The organism is Flavobacterium sp. FG139, from assembly GCF_057809695.1.
The window spans coordinates 1-15,017 of sequence record NZ_JBMDKL010000005.1; the positions used below are offsets into that span (position 1 = coordinate 1).

The 15,017-nt window shown below is 34.5% G+C and carries 19 protein-coding genes and 1 tRNA gene; 12 read left to right on the top strand and 8 right to left on the bottom strand.

What is annotated here, in order from left to right; all coding sequences use genetic code 11:
- Window positions 1-95 precede the first annotated feature (95 nt).
- A tRNA-Val gene (locus ACODSI_RS05365) sits at window positions 96-173 on the bottom strand.
- A 71-nt stretch (window positions 174-244) separates the two neighbouring features.
- On the bottom strand, window positions 245-1,465 hold the full coding sequence (locus ACODSI_RS05370) for a bifunctional folylpolyglutamate synthase/dihydrofolate synthase (protein ID WP_488915822.1): 1,221 nt from the start codon (window positions 1,463-1,465) through the stop codon (window positions 245-247).
- A 127-nt stretch (window positions 1,466-1,592) separates the two neighbouring features.
- Here ACODSI_RS05370 and ACODSI_RS05375 point away from each other — a divergent pair, with 127 nt between their 5' ends.
- Together ACODSI_RS05375 and ACODSI_RS05380 are read left to right on the top strand one after the other, a co-directional pair.
- Window positions 1,593-2,303, top strand: coding sequence for a MotA/TolQ/ExbB proton channel family protein (locus ACODSI_RS05375; protein WP_488915823.1), 711 nt, complete (start codon window positions 1,593-1,595; stop codon window positions 2,301-2,303).
- Window positions 2,287-2,682 carry an ExbD/TolR family protein gene (locus ACODSI_RS05380; protein ID WP_488915824.1) on the top strand — a complete coding sequence of 132 codons (396 nt, stop codon included), beginning with the start codon at window positions 2,287-2,289 and terminating at the stop codon, window positions 2,680-2,682. The genes ACODSI_RS05375 and ACODSI_RS05380 overlap by 17 nt, the downstream gene beginning before the upstream one ends.
- A 140-nt stretch (window positions 2,683-2,822) precedes the next feature.
- Here ACODSI_RS05380 and ACODSI_RS05385 read toward each other — a convergent pair whose 3' ends face one another.
- The 4 genes from ACODSI_RS05385 to ACODSI_RS05400 all read right to left on the bottom strand — a co-directional run bounded on the left by ACODSI_RS05385 (window position 2,823) and on the right by ACODSI_RS05400 (window position 6,621).
- Window positions 2,823-3,164: an energy transducer TonB gene (locus ACODSI_RS05385; protein WP_488915825.1), complete on the bottom strand. Its 342-nt coding sequence runs from the start codon at window positions 3,162-3,164 to the stop codon at window positions 2,823-2,825.
- Window positions 3,165-3,167: 3 nt separating this feature from the next.
- On the bottom strand, window positions 3,168-4,076 hold the full coding sequence (locus ACODSI_RS05390; RefSeq protein WP_488915826.1) for an energy transducer TonB family protein: 909 nt from the start codon (window positions 4,074-4,076) through the stop codon (window positions 3,168-3,170).
- A 163-nt stretch (window positions 4,077-4,239) separates the two neighbouring features.
- The gene (nhaA, locus tag ACODSI_RS05395) at window positions 4,240-5,394 is read right to left on the bottom strand and encodes a Na+/H+ antiporter NhaA (RefSeq protein WP_488915827.1); all 1,155 of its coding nucleotides are present in this window, start codon (window positions 5,392-5,394) and stop codon (window positions 4,240-4,242) included.
- A complete protein-coding gene (locus tag ACODSI_RS05400) occupies window positions 5,395-6,621 on the bottom strand; it encodes a Glu/Leu/Phe/Val dehydrogenase dimerization domain-containing protein (protein WP_488915828.1) in 1,227 nt (408 codons plus the stop codon). It lies immediately after the preceding gene.
- Between the two features lie 122 nt (window positions 6,622-6,743).
- Here ACODSI_RS05400 and ACODSI_RS05405 point away from each other — a divergent pair, with 122 nt between their 5' ends.
- The gene (locus ACODSI_RS05405) at window positions 6,744-7,154 is read left to right on the top strand and encodes a DUF1003 domain-containing protein (protein WP_488915829.1); all 411 of its coding nucleotides are present in this window, start codon (window positions 6,744-6,746) and stop codon (window positions 7,152-7,154) included.
- Between the two features lie 46 nt (window positions 7,155-7,200).
- On the opposite strand, the gene ACODSI_RS05410 is transcribed toward ACODSI_RS05405, so the two are convergent.
- Both ACODSI_RS05410 and ACODSI_RS05415 read right to left on the bottom strand, forming a co-directional pair.
- A complete protein-coding gene (locus tag ACODSI_RS05410; RefSeq protein ID WP_488915830.1) occupies window positions 7,201-7,485 on the bottom strand; it encodes a hypothetical protein in 285 nt (94 codons plus the stop codon).
- A gap of 62 nt (window positions 7,486-7,547) precedes the next feature.
- On the bottom strand, window positions 7,548-8,612 hold the full coding sequence (locus ACODSI_RS05415; protein WP_488915831.1) for an anhydro-N-acetylmuramic acid kinase: 1,065 nt from the start codon (window positions 8,610-8,612) through the stop codon (window positions 7,548-7,550).
- 95 nt (window positions 8,613-8,707) lie between these two features.
- Here ACODSI_RS05415 and ACODSI_RS05420 point away from each other — a divergent pair, with 95 nt between their 5' ends.
- From ACODSI_RS05420 to ACODSI_RS05460, 9 genes are all read left to right on the top strand, one after another.
- Window positions 8,708-9,844: an acyl-CoA dehydrogenase family protein gene (locus tag ACODSI_RS05420; protein WP_488915832.1), complete on the top strand. Its 1,137-nt coding sequence runs from the start codon at window positions 8,708-8,710 to the stop codon at window positions 9,842-9,844.
- 70 nt (window positions 9,845-9,914) lie between these two features.
- On the top strand, window positions 9,915-10,592 hold the full coding sequence (locus ACODSI_RS05425) for a Crp/Fnr family transcriptional regulator (RefSeq protein ID WP_488915833.1): 678 nt from the start codon (window positions 9,915-9,917) through the stop codon (window positions 10,590-10,592).
- Between the two features lie 145 nt (window positions 10,593-10,737).
- Complete coding sequence (locus tag ACODSI_RS05430; protein ID WP_488915834.1) at window positions 10,738-11,268, top strand: carboxymuconolactone decarboxylase family protein; 531 nt, start codon at window positions 10,738-10,740, stop codon at window positions 11,266-11,268.
- 62 nt (window positions 11,269-11,330) lie between these two features.
- A complete protein-coding gene (locus tag ACODSI_RS05435) occupies window positions 11,331-11,744 on the top strand; it encodes a DUF1348 family protein (protein WP_488916004.1) in 414 nt (137 codons plus the stop codon).
- Window positions 11,745-11,747: 3 nt separating this feature from the next.
- Complete coding sequence (locus ACODSI_RS05440) at window positions 11,748-12,626, top strand: helix-turn-helix domain-containing protein (RefSeq protein WP_488915835.1); 879 nt, start codon at window positions 11,748-11,750, stop codon at window positions 12,624-12,626.
- Between the two features lie 84 nt (window positions 12,627-12,710).
- Window positions 12,711-13,127 (top strand): DM13 domain-containing protein, encoded by a 417-nt coding sequence (locus ACODSI_RS05445; protein WP_488915836.1) that lies wholly within the window; start codon window positions 12,711-12,713, stop codon window positions 13,125-13,127.
- A gap of 1 nt (window position 13,128) precedes the next feature.
- A complete protein-coding gene (locus tag ACODSI_RS05450; protein WP_488915837.1) occupies window positions 13,129-14,028 on the top strand; it encodes a hypothetical protein in 900 nt (299 codons plus the stop codon).
- A 92-nt stretch (window positions 14,029-14,120) separates the two neighbouring features.
- Window positions 14,121-14,579, top strand: coding sequence for a YHS domain-containing (seleno)protein (locus tag ACODSI_RS05455; protein ID WP_488915838.1), 459 nt, complete (start codon window positions 14,121-14,123; stop codon window positions 14,577-14,579).
- A gap of 16 nt (window positions 14,580-14,595) precedes the next feature.
- Window positions 14,596-14,988, top strand: a complete 393-nt coding sequence (locus ACODSI_RS05460) for a DoxX family protein (RefSeq protein ID WP_488915839.1) — start codon at window positions 14,596-14,598, stop codon at window positions 14,986-14,988.
- The last annotated feature ends 29 nt before the right edge of the window (window positions 14,989-15,017 follow it).

Here is a 15,017-nt window from a genome sequence, read left to right on the forward strand (position 1 = left end):
CCCCCGACCCCCTCGGTGTAAACGAGGTGCTCTGAACCAGCTGAGCTAATCGCCCGATAATGCTTGTTTTTATTATCAGTATGTGGTGATAAAAGTGGTGGGCGATGAGGGGTTCGAACCCCCGACCCCCTCGGTGTAAACGAGGTGCTCTGAACCAGCTGAGCTAATCGCCCTTTTATCGATAATGATTTCTCATTAATCAGGGTGCAAATATAGGGCTTATTTTTAATTCTGCAAACATTTTTTATAAAACTTCTGCAACAACAAAAGTACTTCCGCCAATGTAAATGAAGTCATTTTTGTGTGCATTTTTTAGAGCTTCATGATAAGCGTTTGAAACAGAATTATATACTTTTCCAATGAGTCCAAATTCAACTCCTTTTTTATTGAGAATTTCGGCATTTAATCCGCGAGGAACATTAGGTTTGCAATAATAATAAGTTGCTTTTTTGGGAAATAAAGGTAAAATTTCGTCTAAATCTTTGTCGTTTACAACCCCTATAACGATGTGCAATTTATCAAAATTTTCTTTTTGAATTTGATTTAATACGATTTTTAGCCCATGTGAATTGTGTGCTGTGTCGCAAATGACTTTTGGGTTTTCATTTAGTTGTTGCCATCTTCCTTGAAGTCCTGTGTTTTGAATTACATTTATAAAGCCATTCTCTATATTTTGTGTTGAAATTTTGAATTCTGATAGTTCAGTTAAAACTTTTAAGGCTTGTTGAACAGTTTTTTTATTGTGGACTTGATAGTCGCCTAATAAATTAGATGGGAGTGTTTCTGAAATCAAATCGGATGCAAAATAGATATCACTATTAGTTTCTTTGGCTTTGGCCAGAAAAACTGCTTTAGTTTCTGGGGTATATTCTCCAATTATCGCTGGAATATTATTTTTTATGATGCCTGCTTTTTCAAAAGCGATGCTTTCTAAAGTGTTTCCAAGAAATTGAGTGTGATCCAATCCGATATTAGTAATGATGGAAAGTAAAGGTGTAATTATATTGGTAGAATCCAATCGACCACCCATTCCGACTTCAATGATGTTAATGTCGGTTTGTTCTTTTGCAAAATATTCAAAGGCTAAACCCACCGTCATTTCGAAGAAACTCAATTCGTTTTCTTCAAAAAAATCTTTGTTTTTAGCTACGAAATCACAAATAAAATCCTCTGATATTTCCGTGCCGTTTATTTTTATTCGTTCTCTAAAGTCCTTTAAATGTGGTGAAGTATAGAGTCCGACTTTATAGCCAGCTTCTTGTAAAACAGACGCTAATAGGTGTGAGGTAGAGCCTTTTCCATTGGTGCCAGCGACATGAATACATTTCAATTGTTGTTCAGGATTACCTAAGTGATTGGCAAGCAAAATGGTGTTGGTTAAATCTTTTTTGTACGCCGAAGCACCTTGTTGCTGGTACATAGGCAATTGGTTAAACATCCAATTTATGGTTTCCTGATAGTTCATTACTTTTTTAATAAAAAAATCTTAAAACAAAATAATTTCCCAATTTTGTAGTTTAATATTGTATTAGAATTTATCTTTAGTGCAAATTTGAGATTATTTTTAATAACTAAATCAAAAATAAAATTATATGATTAACTTTTTTCTTCAAGTCCAAAATGATACAGTTGCAAAGGCTACTGGCGCAATAATTGAAGGTACTACAAAAACTACTGAAATTTCAGTATTAGGGTTCATTACTAAAGGAGGATTTTTTATCATTCCGATTGCTCTTTTACTCTTTTATACTTTTTACATCATCATCGAACGTTATTTGTATATTCACAAACGTGCTGTAATCGATTCAAATTTAATTCGTGATATCCGTGATAATTTGAATGCTGGAAATCTTGATGCTGCCGTATCTATCGCAGAACGTAACGGAACGGCTTCTGGTTATGTGCTTAGTGAAGGAATCCTAACCATTGGAAGACCAATTTCTGAAATTGAGTCGAATATGGAACGCGCCGCCAATATTGAAGTGGGTGAAATGGAGAAAAAACTAGGACAACTCGGGTTGATTGCAGGTATTGCACCAACTTTTGGTTTCATCGGAACCATTTCTGGGGTAATCAAAATTTTCTACAGCATTTCGCAAACAGAAGACATCAGTATTGGTAATATTTCAGGCGGATTGTACGAAAAAATGATCAGTTCAGGTGCTGGTTTGGTAGTAGGTATTATCGCTTATTCTGCCTATCACTTATTCAATGGAAGAATTGATAGTTTCACTTTAGCCATCCAAAAACAAGTGTTAGATTTTGTTAATATAATTCAACGTCCAAATGGTAAAACGAAATAAACGATTTCATGCCGAAGTAGCCACTTCGTCACTGAGTGATATCATGTTTTTCTTGCTGTTGTTTTTCTTAATTATATCAACATTAGCCAATCCAAACGTGATTAAAATGACGTTACCAAAATCGAAGACTAATGAGAAAACCAACAAACAACTCATCAGTTTATCGGTAACCGAAGACAAACGATTTTATTTAGACAAAGATGAGGTGGCTTTCGATCAATTAGAAACTACTTTATTGTCTAAAATGGGCGATGCCAAAGACCAAACGGTTGTGGTTCGCATTCCGTTCAACCTGCAAGTACAAGATTTAGTTGATGTATTGCAAATTGGCGTGAAGAACAAGTTAAAGTTTGTTATCGCAACCAACAATACCAAATAATATTAGAAGCGAATGGTTCGGGATTTATTTCTAAGCCTTATTCCTGCTTTTCATTGCAATAAAAAATGTCCCGAAACCATCGGGACATTTTTTATTTTCATTGCAATCAGGGCTAGATTGTTAACGTATTGGCTGTTTGTTTAGTCTTTCAAACTGAAATTATATCTAACAGTACCAATTTGTTTTTCATTACATGTCGAACAAGGAGTCCATCGAGTGTTGTATGCCGCTTTTATAGCTTCTTTTTTTAAGCATTCGGCAGTTGCAGTTGATTCTTTTTCTTTCACATGAGCATCAATGACGGTGCCTTTTTTGTCAACAATTATCTCAACAACAACTAAACCTTCTTCATTACAAGTGTAATGAGGAATTTTTTTTGCAAGTTGATTTCTGTTTTCAAGTACATTATTAGTTTTGCTTTCTTGAGCAAATGTTTGGGTGCTGATAAATAAAAGCAAAAGTATTATTTTCTTAAAAAGCATAATTTAGTCTTTCAAACTGAAATTATATCGAATACTTCCCACTTGTTTTTCGGTGCCATCAGGACTAGCACTCCATTTGGTACTCATTGCAGCAATTTTAGCTTGAGTTGCTAAACAGCTTGCAGCATTAGTAGTGCCTCTAGCACCTGGTTTGGCTTCAATTACATTACCGTTTTTATCAACTGTAATTTGGACTACTACTACGCCTTCTTCATTACAAGTATAAGCGGGTTGTGGTTTGTTCAATGCTCTTCTGCCGTTTAAAGCATATCCAGAACCATTGCCTAATCCATTTCCACTTCCGTTACCGCCACCACTTCCAGAACCTGAACCAGGTCCAGTTCCTGTGCCATTGCCCGATCCATTTCCACCGCCAGTGCCTCCACCAGAACCACCCGAGCCATTGTATCCGTTAGAGTTTATGTCGCCGTTGGCACGTCCTTGATTTCCAGACGAGCTGCTGTTTCCATCACCACCTTTTTTGTTTCCATGCAAAATATTGGACAAAGCATCATCAACTTTTTTAACCGGTTTTTTGACCTCAACAGGTTTAGTGATTTCAGGTTTTATAAGTGTTTTTGGGTTTTTTACAGGTTCGTGTTTCGCAATAACTGCATCGGTTTTATCCCCATCATCTTCTTGAGTAATAATGTCTTCTTGTGGTGTTTCTTGAGCAGAAGTTTGTTTGGTATTACTTTTTACTTCCAATTCTTTACTGTCAAAATTATTTCCAGAACCAAAATCGGTGTCGCCAAAATTAACAGTAACTCCGCCACCACCGCCACCGCCAGCCATTGCTAGTAATTCAGCATCAGATGGAGGCCAAAAGCGTATTGAAAATAAGATTAATAAAAGCGCTAAAAAAGAATAGCTACTCAAAATGAAAGATCTTTTTTTGTCAGAAACTTGCATTTTTTTGAGCTGTATTGCTAGTACAATAAATAATAAAAAGAATACTAAAATTAGTATAACTGATAGAGGGACGTATCCATCTAATAAACGTATCAATCTAATTATTTTTCCCATATTCAATAGTGTTGTAGACTTTATTAACGTGTAAACTTACTAAAAATTGTTATTCAATTGCTGTAATCTTTCTAGAAATAAGACTTTTTTTTAACCATATAAACCCGAAAGCACCCGAAATAAATGAAGCAATTAAAATCATGAATTTTGCATTATTTATGATGGTGCTATCTTCAAATGCCAATAAGGTGATAAAAATAGACATGGTAAAACCGATGCCGCCCAAAAATCCTATACCTATTAATTGATTCCAATTTACATCAGAAGGCAATTCGGTGAGTTTTAATTTTATGGATAGATAAATAAAACTCAAAATTCCTAGTGGTTTTCCTAAGCACAGTCCAAGAATGATACCTAACGAGTAGGTTTCAGTAAACGTTTGCATCCAATCCTTTCCAATCACAATGGCTGTATTACTCAATGCAAAAAGAGGAATGATGCAAAAGGCTACTGGTTTGTGCAACCAATTTTGAAGTTTGTATGAAATCGTGTTTTCACTTCCATCTTGAAAAGGAATAGCAAAGGCCAACAGTATTCCGGTAATGGTAGCATGAACTCCTGAATTCAGCATAAAATACCACATCAATACGCCACCAATAAGATATAGAATTAAACTTTTAACGTTCATTCGATTCATAATCAGTAGTATTCCGAAAATCGAAAGTGAAATTAACAAATTGCTAAAATACAGTGTTTTGGTGTAAAAAATGGCAATCATCACTATAGCGCCCAAATCATCGATAACAGCTAAAGCGGTCAAAAAAACCTTCAGCGAAAGCGGAACTTTATCGCCCAATAATGATAAAATTCCAATAGCAAAAGCAATATCGGTTGCCATTGGAATTCCGTAACCAGAATGGGTAGTTGTACCCAAATTAAAAATTAAATAGAGTATTGCCGGAACAATCATACCTCCCAAAGCGCCAAATAAAGGCAGAATGGCATCTTTTAATTTGGACAGTTCGCCTATGTAGACTTCACGTTCTAATTCTAAGCCAATTAATAAAAAGAAAATTGCCATCAAACCATCGTTTATCCAATATTCGGCATTATGATTTCCAATAGGATGGTGCCAAACAGATAAGTAGGCTTCTGAAAATGTTGAATTGGCAAGCAACAGCGAAATGATTGTGCAAATTAAAAGCACTAATCCGCCAGCTTTTTCACTTTCGAAAAACGATTTAAATAATGTGGTTACGTTCAATTATACTAATTGTTTCAAGGCAATTTCAAAAGCGGTGGCGCTGATATTTTTGGCATCAGGGTTCAAATCGTGTGCTCTTTCAATCGCTTTTTTGATGGTTTCAGAAATATCATAAAAAACAGCTTCATCCGTCATTTGAACTTTTTTCTCCATAAAATAGGCAAATACACGTGCCATTCCACAGTTGGAAATAAAATCAGGAATCAGACTTACTTTGCTGTCGGTTTCTTCCATAATGGGTCCGAAGAAAATTTCTTTGTCGGCAAACGGAACATTTGCACCACAAGAAATCACTTCTAATCCAGAACCGATTAAATTATCCAATTGGTCTTTGGTTACTAATCTAGAAGCGGCACAAGGCGCAAAAATCTCGGCGCCAATCGTCCATATTTTTTGGTTGATTTCATTAAAAGGAATCATGTTTTCAGCAACCAATTTATTACCGTCTTTATTCAAGAATAAACGTCTGATTTCTTCAAATGAAAATCCGTTTTCATTAATCACACCGCCATCTCGGTCGATAATTCCGATCACTTTTACCCCCATTTCAGCTAAATAAAAAGCCGCAGCCGAACCAACATTTCCAAAACCTTGAACAATGGCTTTCTTACCGTGGAAGTCGCCACCATAGGTGTTGTAATAATGGCGCACCGCTTCGGCAACTCCATAACCCGTAATCATGTCGGCAACGGTATATTTTCGCAATACATCTGGAGAGAATTTAGGGTTTTCAATAACCTTAATTACGCCTTGACGCAATTGTCCAATTCTATTGATTTTATCGGCTTCTGTAGGTTTAAAATGACCGTTAAACACCCCTTCTTGAGGATGCCAAACGCCACATTCTTCGGTAAACGGAATTACTTCGTGAATTTCATCAACATTCAAATCACCACCAGTTCCGTAATAGCTTTTTAATAACGGCGAAACGGCTTTATACCAACGTTGTAAAACACCTTTTTTGCGTGGATCATTCGGGTCAAAGTTGATGCCCGACTTGGCGCCACCAATTGCTGGTCCAGAAACCGAAAATTTTACTTCCATGGTTTTGGCTAACGATAACACTTCGTTCATGTCAAGACCTTTTCTCATTCTAGTTCCGCCACCTGCAGCGCCGCCACGAAGAGAATTAATAACAGTCCAGCCTTCGGCATCGGTTTCGCTATCTTTCCAATTGAATACTATCTCGGGTTGTTTATCTTCAAATTTTTTTAGTAATTCTTTCATGCTTTTGTTTAGTTTGTGGTGCAAATATAAGGTTTTAAAAAGATTTAGAATTTGTGATAATGTATAAATTAATAATTACATTTATAATTCAAAAAACAAGTTAAAAATTTAAAAATTACTTTATGAGAGCAAAAACATGGCATCAAGAACACAAAGACAATTTAAGTTTTGGAAGCAGATTAGCCGATGGCGTAGCAACCGGAATGGGTTCGTGGCGTTTTATTATTATTCAAACCGTTATTGTTGCTGTTTGGATGGGGTTAAATGTGGTAGCACTCATCAACCATTGGGATCCTTATCCGTTTATTTTACTGAATTTGCTTTTTTCTACACAAGCGGCCTATGCCGCGCCAATTATCATGATGGCACAAAACAGACAAAATGAACGTGATAGAATGCATGCCGAGGCAGATTACCAAACTAATATAGAAGCAAAGCAAGAAATAGAAGCTTTAACTATAAAATTGAATAAGTTAGAGGTTGATAAGTTGGACAAAATTATAGCAATGCTCGACCAAATGGACAAAAAGTAAATCTATCTCATAAAAAAAGCCGCTAAAATTAAGCGGCTTTTTTATTTTATTTTTTTCCTCCTTTGTAACGTTTATCTGGAGTTCCGTCTTTTTTCAAAACTACTTTTTCTTTGTTTTCTTTGTAGCGTTTATCTGGAGTTCCATCTTTCTTTAATGGCACGTCTTTTTTAGCTTCTGGCTTTTTAGCTTCAGCTTTCTTTGCTTCTGTTTTTTTAGTTTCCGGTTTTTTAGTTTCAGTTTTAGCTTTGTCGGCTTTTTTAGGTGCTTGTTGCGCTGTAGTACTTAAAGTAAAACCTAAAAGTGCGATTGCGGTTAAAATTAATTTTTTCATTTTTTATAAGTTTAAGATTGAATAGCTAATGTATAAAATAATATGGATTTGAATGTGAATTATTAGTTAAAAATCACACCCGAACTATGATCTTTTTTCGCGCCAGTAACACTACTCAACACGTTAATTTCATTTCGTAATTTTAGAACTCCAAGCAAAGCAAAAATTAGTGCTTCTTTATATTCTAAGGTTTTAGTGTTGGGTATGATGATTTTAATTTTGGGCACATAAAATGCCATTCGTCCTATCAAGTAATCATTGTAGGCGCCACCACCTGTGATTAATAATTTACCTTCTTTTTTAGGAAGCGCTAATGCAGTTTGCCAAGCAATATGTTCGGTAAATGTGTGCATTTTATCTTCAATAGCGATGGAATAGTTTTCTATTATGGGCAGAACAATTTCTTTTACAAATTCAAAGCCAAGTGATTTCGGAAATGGTTTTTTATAAAAGTCTAATGCATTTAATTCGTTCCATAAAGCCGTATTTAATTTTCCGGAACGAGCGTTTTTTCCTTTATCATCATATTCCAATCCTAACTGATTGGCATAGAAATTCAAAACGGTATTTACAGGTGAAATGTCAAATGCAATTCGGAGGTTATTTTGCTCAAATGAAACATTCGAAAATCCTCCTAAGTTCAAACAATAGTCAAATTCTGAAAACAAAATTCGGTCGCCGATTGGCACTAGTGGTGCACCTTGACCTCCTAATTCTACATCTTGCACTCTAAAATCGCAAACTACTTTTTCACCTACGATTTCTGCAATTTTTGGTAAATTTCCGATTTGAAGCGTAAATCCATTTTGGGGTTGATGTAAAATGGTATGACCGTGTGAACAAACGGCATCAAGATTTGCAATAGAAAATCGGGTTATAAATGAGGCGATGGTTTTTCCTAAAAGTTGGGTGTACTCTTCGTTCAATTGCGTCAATTCTTCTTCAGAAAAACCAACTGCAACTTTCAATTTGTTGACCCATTCATTAGTATATGAAACCGTTTCTGATTCAAGAATTTTATAAGTCCATTTGTCTTCAAATACAGTAAAATGGATGTGCGCTAAATCGATTCCATCAAGCGATGTGCCCGACATAACTCCGATAACATTATAGGTTTCTTTAAACATTGGCTAAAATTACGAAAACGTTTGAGATATTAATGAAAATGTGCTACTTTTGACCACTCAAACGAAAATTTTACTAAATAATATTTATCAAAAATATGGATTTTAATCTTACCGAAGAGCATTTAATGATTCAGCAAGCTGCGCGAGATTTTGCTCAAACCGAATTATTACCTGGAGTAATTGAAAGAGATGAGCATTCAAAATTCCCGACAGAACAAGTTAAAATGATGGGTGAATTAGGGTTTTTAGGAATGATGGTCGATCCAAAATATGGTGGTGCTGGTTTAGACAGTGTTTCGTATGTTTTGGCGATGACCGAAATTGCCAAAGTAGATGCTTCTGCAGCCGTAATTATGTCGGTGAACAACTCACTAGTTTGTGCTGGAATGGAAAAATATTGTTCGGAAGAACAAAAAATGAAATATTTAGTGCCGTTAGCTAAAGGTGAAGTGATTGGTGCTTTTTGTCTGTCTGAACCCGAAGCAGGAAGTGATGCTACTTCGCAAAAAACTACGGCTATTGACAAAGGCGATTATTATTTGTTAAACGGTACTAAAAACTGGATAACCAATGGTTCTACTGCTTCTACTTACTTAGTAATTGCTCAAACTGATCTAGAAAAAGGGCACAAAGGAATCAATGCATTTATCGTTGAAAGAGGATGGGAAGGTTTTGATATTGGTCCGAAAGAAAAGAAAATGGGAATCCGCGGAAGCGATACACATTCATTACTTTTTAATGATGTGAAAGTTCCAAAAGAAAACAGAATTGGCGCAGATGGTTTCGGATTTTCATTTGCCATGAATGTCTTAAACGGTGGACGAATCGGAATTGCATCTCAAGCCTTAGGTATTGCCGCAGGAGCTTATGAAATTGCTTTAAAATATTCTAAAGAGCGTAAAGCATTTGGGAAAGAAATTTTCAATCATCAAGCGATAGCCTTTAAATTGGCTGATATGTATGTAAAAGTTACGGCAGCTAAATTATTAGTGATGAAAGCGGCTTGTGAAAAAGACGAAGGTAAAGACATTGCGCATTCGGGTGCTATGGCCAAATTGTATGCCTCTGAAATTGCACTTGAAGTGGCTAACGAAGCGGTTCAAATTCACGGTGGAAACGGTTATGTTGCTGAATATCATGTGGAACGAATGATGCGTGATTCTAAAATCACTCAAATTTATGAAGGAACTTCAGAAATTCAACGTATTGTGATTTCTAGAGGATTAGTATAAAAAATGGTAATTATTATTCAACAAACCCTTTCAGTTTTTAATTGAAAGGGTTTTTTAATACATTTACATCATGTATGAAGAATTAAAATATTGGTATCTACGTGATCACAAGTTGTTTTGGACATTGAGTATGTCTCAAATCAAGCAGTTGTGTATAATTACGGGTTTTAAAAAAGCCAAAAAAGGGGATGTGATTTATTTTTCTACTTCAGACGTACCTCGAATTTTTCTACTTAAAAAAGGAAACATCAAAATCGTTTCGGTAGATGATGAAGGCAATGAAACCATAAAAGAGATTCTTCAAAAAGGCGATTTATTTGGTGAATTGTCATTAGAAAAGGATACCGATGTTAATGAGTATGCTAAAGCCTTAACCGATGAGGTATCAATTTGTAGTTTTTTGATGTCTGATTTTGAGGATTTATTGGTTAAAAATCCGAGCTTGGCTTTATCCTACACCAAATTTGTTGGTTTGAAAATGAAGCGTATCAAAAATAATTATGCTAATTTAGTTTCTAAAGATGCCAAAACCCGATTGATTTCTTTCCTAAAAGAATGGGCCGAAAAAGAAGGCAAACAAGAGGGTACTAAATATACGATTGACAATTATCTCACCCAAAATGATATTGCCCAAATCATTTGTACTTCAAGGCAAACCGCCACGTTATTACTGAACGAATTAGAAGAAAAAAACTTGATTTATTACAACAGAAAAGAAATTATCATTGACGATATTAATAAGTTGTAATTATCCGTTTAGTATTGGTTTTATTACCGCATTTCAGGTTTGAAAATTGTCCACCTATAGGCGTAAATTCTCCATTTTATAAGATTTAAAGTTGTTGCAACTTTGCCATGTCAATAATGACAATCAACTTTAAATAAAATTTACAATGACAACATTTACCGTTCCAACTAGATCAGAAGTATCTGAAAACAATCAAGTAATTTTTGATAATTTACAAAAAGCCTTAGGATTTGTACCTAATTTATATGCTACCATTGCCTATTCTAAAAATGGTTTAGAGCGATTTTTAGCCTATCAAAATGCAAAAACCTCTTTATCTAATAAAGAAAAAGAAGCCGTAAATTTAATTGTAAGTCAAGTTAATAATTGTGTGTATTGCCAAAGCGCTCATTTGGTTATTGGAAAAATGAATGGTTTTTCAGACGAACAATTACTTGACATAAGAAGAGGCAAAAGCTCGGATGTTAAATTAAATGCTTTAGTACAATTGGCTGCAGAAATCACAAAAACTAGAGGGAATGCTAATGCTGATTTGGTTGATGCTTTTTTTGCTCAAGGGTATACCAATGAGAACTTGGTTGATTTGATGCTTCAAATTAGCGACAAGACGGCAATGAATTACTTGCATAATTTAACACAAGTACCGGTAGATTTTCCAGTAGCTGCAACTTTATAATTTTGTAACTTAGCAAGCCAATGGTATAGATTGGCTTGCTTTAATTTTATCTTATGAATCCAATAGAACAAAAATTTCCTTTACCTCCATTTACTATGGAAACCGCTTTGCAAAAAGTACAATTGGCAGAAGACGCTTGGAACAGTCAAGATGTAGAGCACATTGCAAAAGCCTATACTTTAGATACCGAATGGCGCAACCGAACCGAATTTATTAATGGAAGGGCAGAAGTCATTGCTTTTTTAAAACGCAAATGGGAAAAGGAATTACACTATAAACTTAAAAAAGAATTATGGGGTTTTCGTGAAAACAGAATGGCTGTGCGTTTCGAGTATGAATATCAAAATCAAGATGGACAATGGTTTCGCGCTTACGGTAATGAGCTTTGGGAATTTGATGAAAACGGTTTAATGCAAAAGCGTTTTGCTAGTATTAACGATAGGGAAATTAATGAGTTTGATCGAATTTTAAAATAAAAAATGACCAATAACAAAACGTTTACTTTAGTTAATCCAGAAACAGGGAATTTAGCTTTTAAGTTATTTTCATTAGACGACAATTCCCATTTTGATCATATTCAGCGCCTGAATTATTATTCTTTAATTTGGATTCAAAAAGGCAATGGGAGCATTAAAGTTGATTTTTCAGAATATGATTTTTCAGAAAATCAATTGTTGGCTTTTGCACCTTATCAGCCTTTTATGATGTCAACTAAAGAAACGTTAGAAGCTACCGTGATTCATTTTCATCCTGATTTTTTTTGTATTCACAAACACCACCAAGAGGTAGCCTGCCATGGTGTTTTATTCAATAATATATATGAGCCACCTTATGTAACAATTGATGAGGCTGCTAAAAATACTTTTGAAATGGTTATGGAACAAATTAAAATTGAAATGCAAAATCCAGCATTGGCTCAATATGAATTGTTGATTTCTTATTTGAAGATTATGCTAATAACCGCCTCTAGATTGAAGAAAGAACAAGTATCAGAGGTGACTTTTGCATCTGAAAACGATACACCTTTTATTCTTCAGAATTTAAAAAATTACATCGAAACGAATTTTAAAACCAAACATTCGGCTAGTGATTATGCCGATTTGTTGCATATTACACCAAAGGCGCTAGCAAAGATTACAAAAAATCATTTTAACAAAACCCTTACCAGTTTAATCTCAGAACGCATCATTATTGAAGCAAAACGAGAGTTGTACCTCACCAATAAATCAGTTAAAGAAATTGCCTTTGAGTTGGGGTATGATGACGAACATTATTTTAGTCGATTCTTTAAAAACAATGCCGAGGTATCTCCACAGTTGTATCGCGATACCGTTGGTTTTGCTAAAGCAATGCAATAAAACTATTTTACCTCTTTTGTAAACTACCTGACATTTCTCTTTTTTATAGCTTCTTATTTTTGTTTTAATAAAATAAAAAATGCTATGAAAAAACTTTTTATGTTACCAATTTTATGCTTGTTGTTCGGTTGTGAAGAACAAGGGATTTTAACCAAAGATGGATTTAATGTTGCCACTGTAAATCAAGGTGCGGTATTAAAATATCATGGTTCGTTTGTGCCAACTTCTGGAATTACAGTCGCTGGAGGAGTCAAAATTTATGTAGAAAATAACCAGTATACGTTGGTTCTTGATGATTTTTCTATCTCAAATGGTCCCGATTTGAAAGTGTATTTGTCTAAAGCAGACACGCCCAATGATTTTGTTACTCTCGGAAATTTGACGGCTGCTACCGTATATTCCATTCCTCAAAATGTAGACGTGTCGACCTATTCTCATGTATTGATTCACTGCCAACAATACAATCATTTATATGCTATTGCTCAACTAATTCAAAATTAAGATGAAAAATATATTTTATCTATTATTATTCACATTTGTGGCTGAATTTGCAAATGCGCAAGGGTGTAGTGATGCAGGTATTTGTTCCATTGGGCATTCTTTTGAGGCTTCTGAAAAGGCCGCCAAAAACAATATTGAGGTGGCTGCCATTTATGGTAAAGGTGAAACTAATATTACTTATGTGTCGCCATACGTATCTTATACTCGAAAGTTTTCGGAGCATTTTTCATTAAATACTAAAGTAACCTTTTCGTCTGCAACTGGTGATTTTGGTACTCGAGCTACTTTTGGAGATGCTTTTTTAATCGGGAATTATACGTTTAAAGAAAAAAATAAAAACCAGTGGAGTACTATTTTTGGATGGAAATTTCCCTTTACCAGTGCCAACAAAAAAATAAATGGCTATTCACTTCCGTTGGATTATCAAGCCAGTTTGGGAACGTTCGATTTGTTTTTGGGAGCCAATTTTAAATACCATAAATGGGATTTTAATGCTGTTCTACAGCTTCCTGTTTTTAACAATAACAAAAACTCCTATTTCTCAGAATTTTCTGGAACAACTGATTTTCCAACCACGAATTTATTTCGACGTAAATCAGATGCATTAGTTCGTGCTACCTATTCTTTGAAAACAAAAAACAAAAAATTTACATTCAAACCCAATATTTTATTCATTTATCATTTAGGTGAAGATAGTTTTGAAACTATTTTTGGTCAACGTCAATCTATTGTTGGTTCTGATGGCTTAACAGTAAATGGGAACTTAATTTCTGCATACAATTTTAATAAAAGCAACAGTTTAGAATTGTCATTAGCAACTCCATTTGTAGTTAGAACGATACGTCCTGATGGATTAACACGTAGTGTTGTAGCGAGTTTGATTTATAAAATTGCATTTTAATTCACTTTTTTTACTCAAATGTAAAGTAGCAGACAAAACCATTTTTAAACCTGTTTTACATTTGCTTCATCAATAACAAAATCAAAAACATCATGAAAAAAATTGTTGTTATAATATTCGCATTTATTTCGATAACTGCTTATGCACAAACTGCTGCTAAAAGAGCATCAGCATTTAATTTAGAAAACAAAGTTGCCCTACAAGGGTATGATCCAGTGGCTTATTTTACTCAGAAAAAAGCGGTTAAAGGTAAGTCGGCAATTAATACAACCTATGAAGGTGTAATCTATCAATTTTCTACTCAAGCCAACAAGGATGCTTTTTTGAAAAGCCCAGCAAGCTATGAACCGCAATATGGAGGATGGTGTGCTTATGCGATGGGAAGTTCTGGTGAGAAAGTTGAAATTGATCCCGAAACTTTTAAAATTATTGAAGGCAAATTGTATCTATTTTACAATGCCTACTTTAATAATACCTTAAAATCTTGGAACAAAGATGAATCGAATTTGAAGAAAAAAGCCGATGCTAACTGGAAGAAATTTATAAACTAATTTAAAAATGATATTTATGAAAAGCCCAATTTTAACTTGGATTGTTAAGTTAACGGCAGTAATAATTCTAATACAAACTTTGTTTTTTAAATTTACTGGAGCAGAAGAAAGTGTTTATATTTTTTCAAAGTTAGGAGTTGAGCCTTATGGAAGAATTGCTTCTGGTATAGTTGAACTTGTTGCTTCGGTTTTAATTTTAATTCCAAGAACGACATTACTTGGGGCATTACTTGGTTTTTTTACCATGCTTGGGGCACTTCTTTCGCACCTTTTAATTCTTGGAATTGTTGTTCAAAATGATGGTGGAACACTTTTTATTTTGGCATTAGTAACTTTTTTATGTTGTACCTTATTGATGTATCAAAATAAAAAAGAGATTTCGGGATTATTAAAATATAGATTTAAATAGAACTTTCTTATATTTAACATCGTATATAA

Excerpts from the sequence above, each read along its gene's own strand:
- ACODSI_RS05370 (WP_488915822.1), bottom strand. The coding sequence starts at position 1,465 with ATGAACTATCAGGAAACCATAAATTGGATGTTTAACCAATTGCCTATG.
- ACODSI_RS05375 (WP_488915823.1), top strand. The coding sequence starts at position 1,593 with ATGATTAACTTTTTTCTTCAAGTCCAAAATGATACAGTTGCAAAGGCT.
- ACODSI_RS05380 (WP_488915824.1), top strand. The coding sequence starts at position 2,287 with ATGGTAAAACGAAATAAACGATTTCATGCCGAAGTAGCCACTTCGTCA.
- ACODSI_RS05385 (WP_488915825.1), bottom strand. The coding sequence starts at position 3,164 with ATGCTTTTTAAGAAAATAATACTTTTGCTTTTATTTATCAGCACCCAA.
- ACODSI_RS05390 (WP_488915826.1), bottom strand. The coding sequence starts at position 4,076 with ATGCAAGTTTCTGACAAAAAAAGATCTTTCATTTTGAGTAGCTATTCT.
- ACODSI_RS05400 (WP_488915828.1), bottom strand. The coding sequence starts at position 6,621 with ATGAAAGAATTACTAAAAAAATTTGAAGATAAACAACCCGAGATAGTA.
- ACODSI_RS05405 (WP_488915829.1), top strand. The coding sequence starts at position 6,744 with ATGAGAGCAAAAACATGGCATCAAGAACACAAAGACAATTTAAGTTTT.
- ACODSI_RS05410 (WP_488915830.1), bottom strand. The coding sequence starts at position 7,485 with ATGAAAAAATTAATTTTAACCGCAATCGCACTTTTAGGTTTTACTTTA.
- ACODSI_RS05415 (WP_488915831.1), bottom strand. The coding sequence starts at position 8,612 with ATGTTTAAAGAAACCTATAATGTTATCGGAGTTATGTCGGGCACATCG.
- ACODSI_RS05420 (WP_488915832.1), top strand. The coding sequence starts at position 8,708 with ATGGATTTTAATCTTACCGAAGAGCATTTAATGATTCAGCAAGCTGCG.
- ACODSI_RS05425 (WP_488915833.1), top strand. The coding sequence starts at position 9,915 with ATGTATGAAGAATTAAAATATTGGTATCTACGTGATCACAAGTTGTTT.
- ACODSI_RS05430 (WP_488915834.1), top strand. The coding sequence starts at position 10,738 with ATGACAACATTTACCGTTCCAACTAGATCAGAAGTATCTGAAAACAAT.
- ACODSI_RS05440 (WP_488915835.1), top strand. The coding sequence starts at position 11,748 with ATGACCAATAACAAAACGTTTACTTTAGTTAATCCAGAAACAGGGAAT.
- ACODSI_RS05445 (WP_488915836.1), top strand. The coding sequence starts at position 12,711 with ATGAAAAAACTTTTTATGTTACCAATTTTATGCTTGTTGTTCGGTTGT.
- ACODSI_RS05450 (WP_488915837.1), top strand. The coding sequence starts at position 13,129 with ATGAAAAATATATTTTATCTATTATTATTCACATTTGTGGCTGAATTT.
- ACODSI_RS05455 (WP_488915838.1), top strand. The coding sequence starts at position 14,121 with ATGAAAAAAATTGTTGTTATAATATTCGCATTTATTTCGATAACTGCT.
- ACODSI_RS05460 (WP_488915839.1), top strand. The coding sequence starts at position 14,596 with ATGAAAAGCCCAATTTTAACTTGGATTGTTAAGTTAACGGCAGTAATA.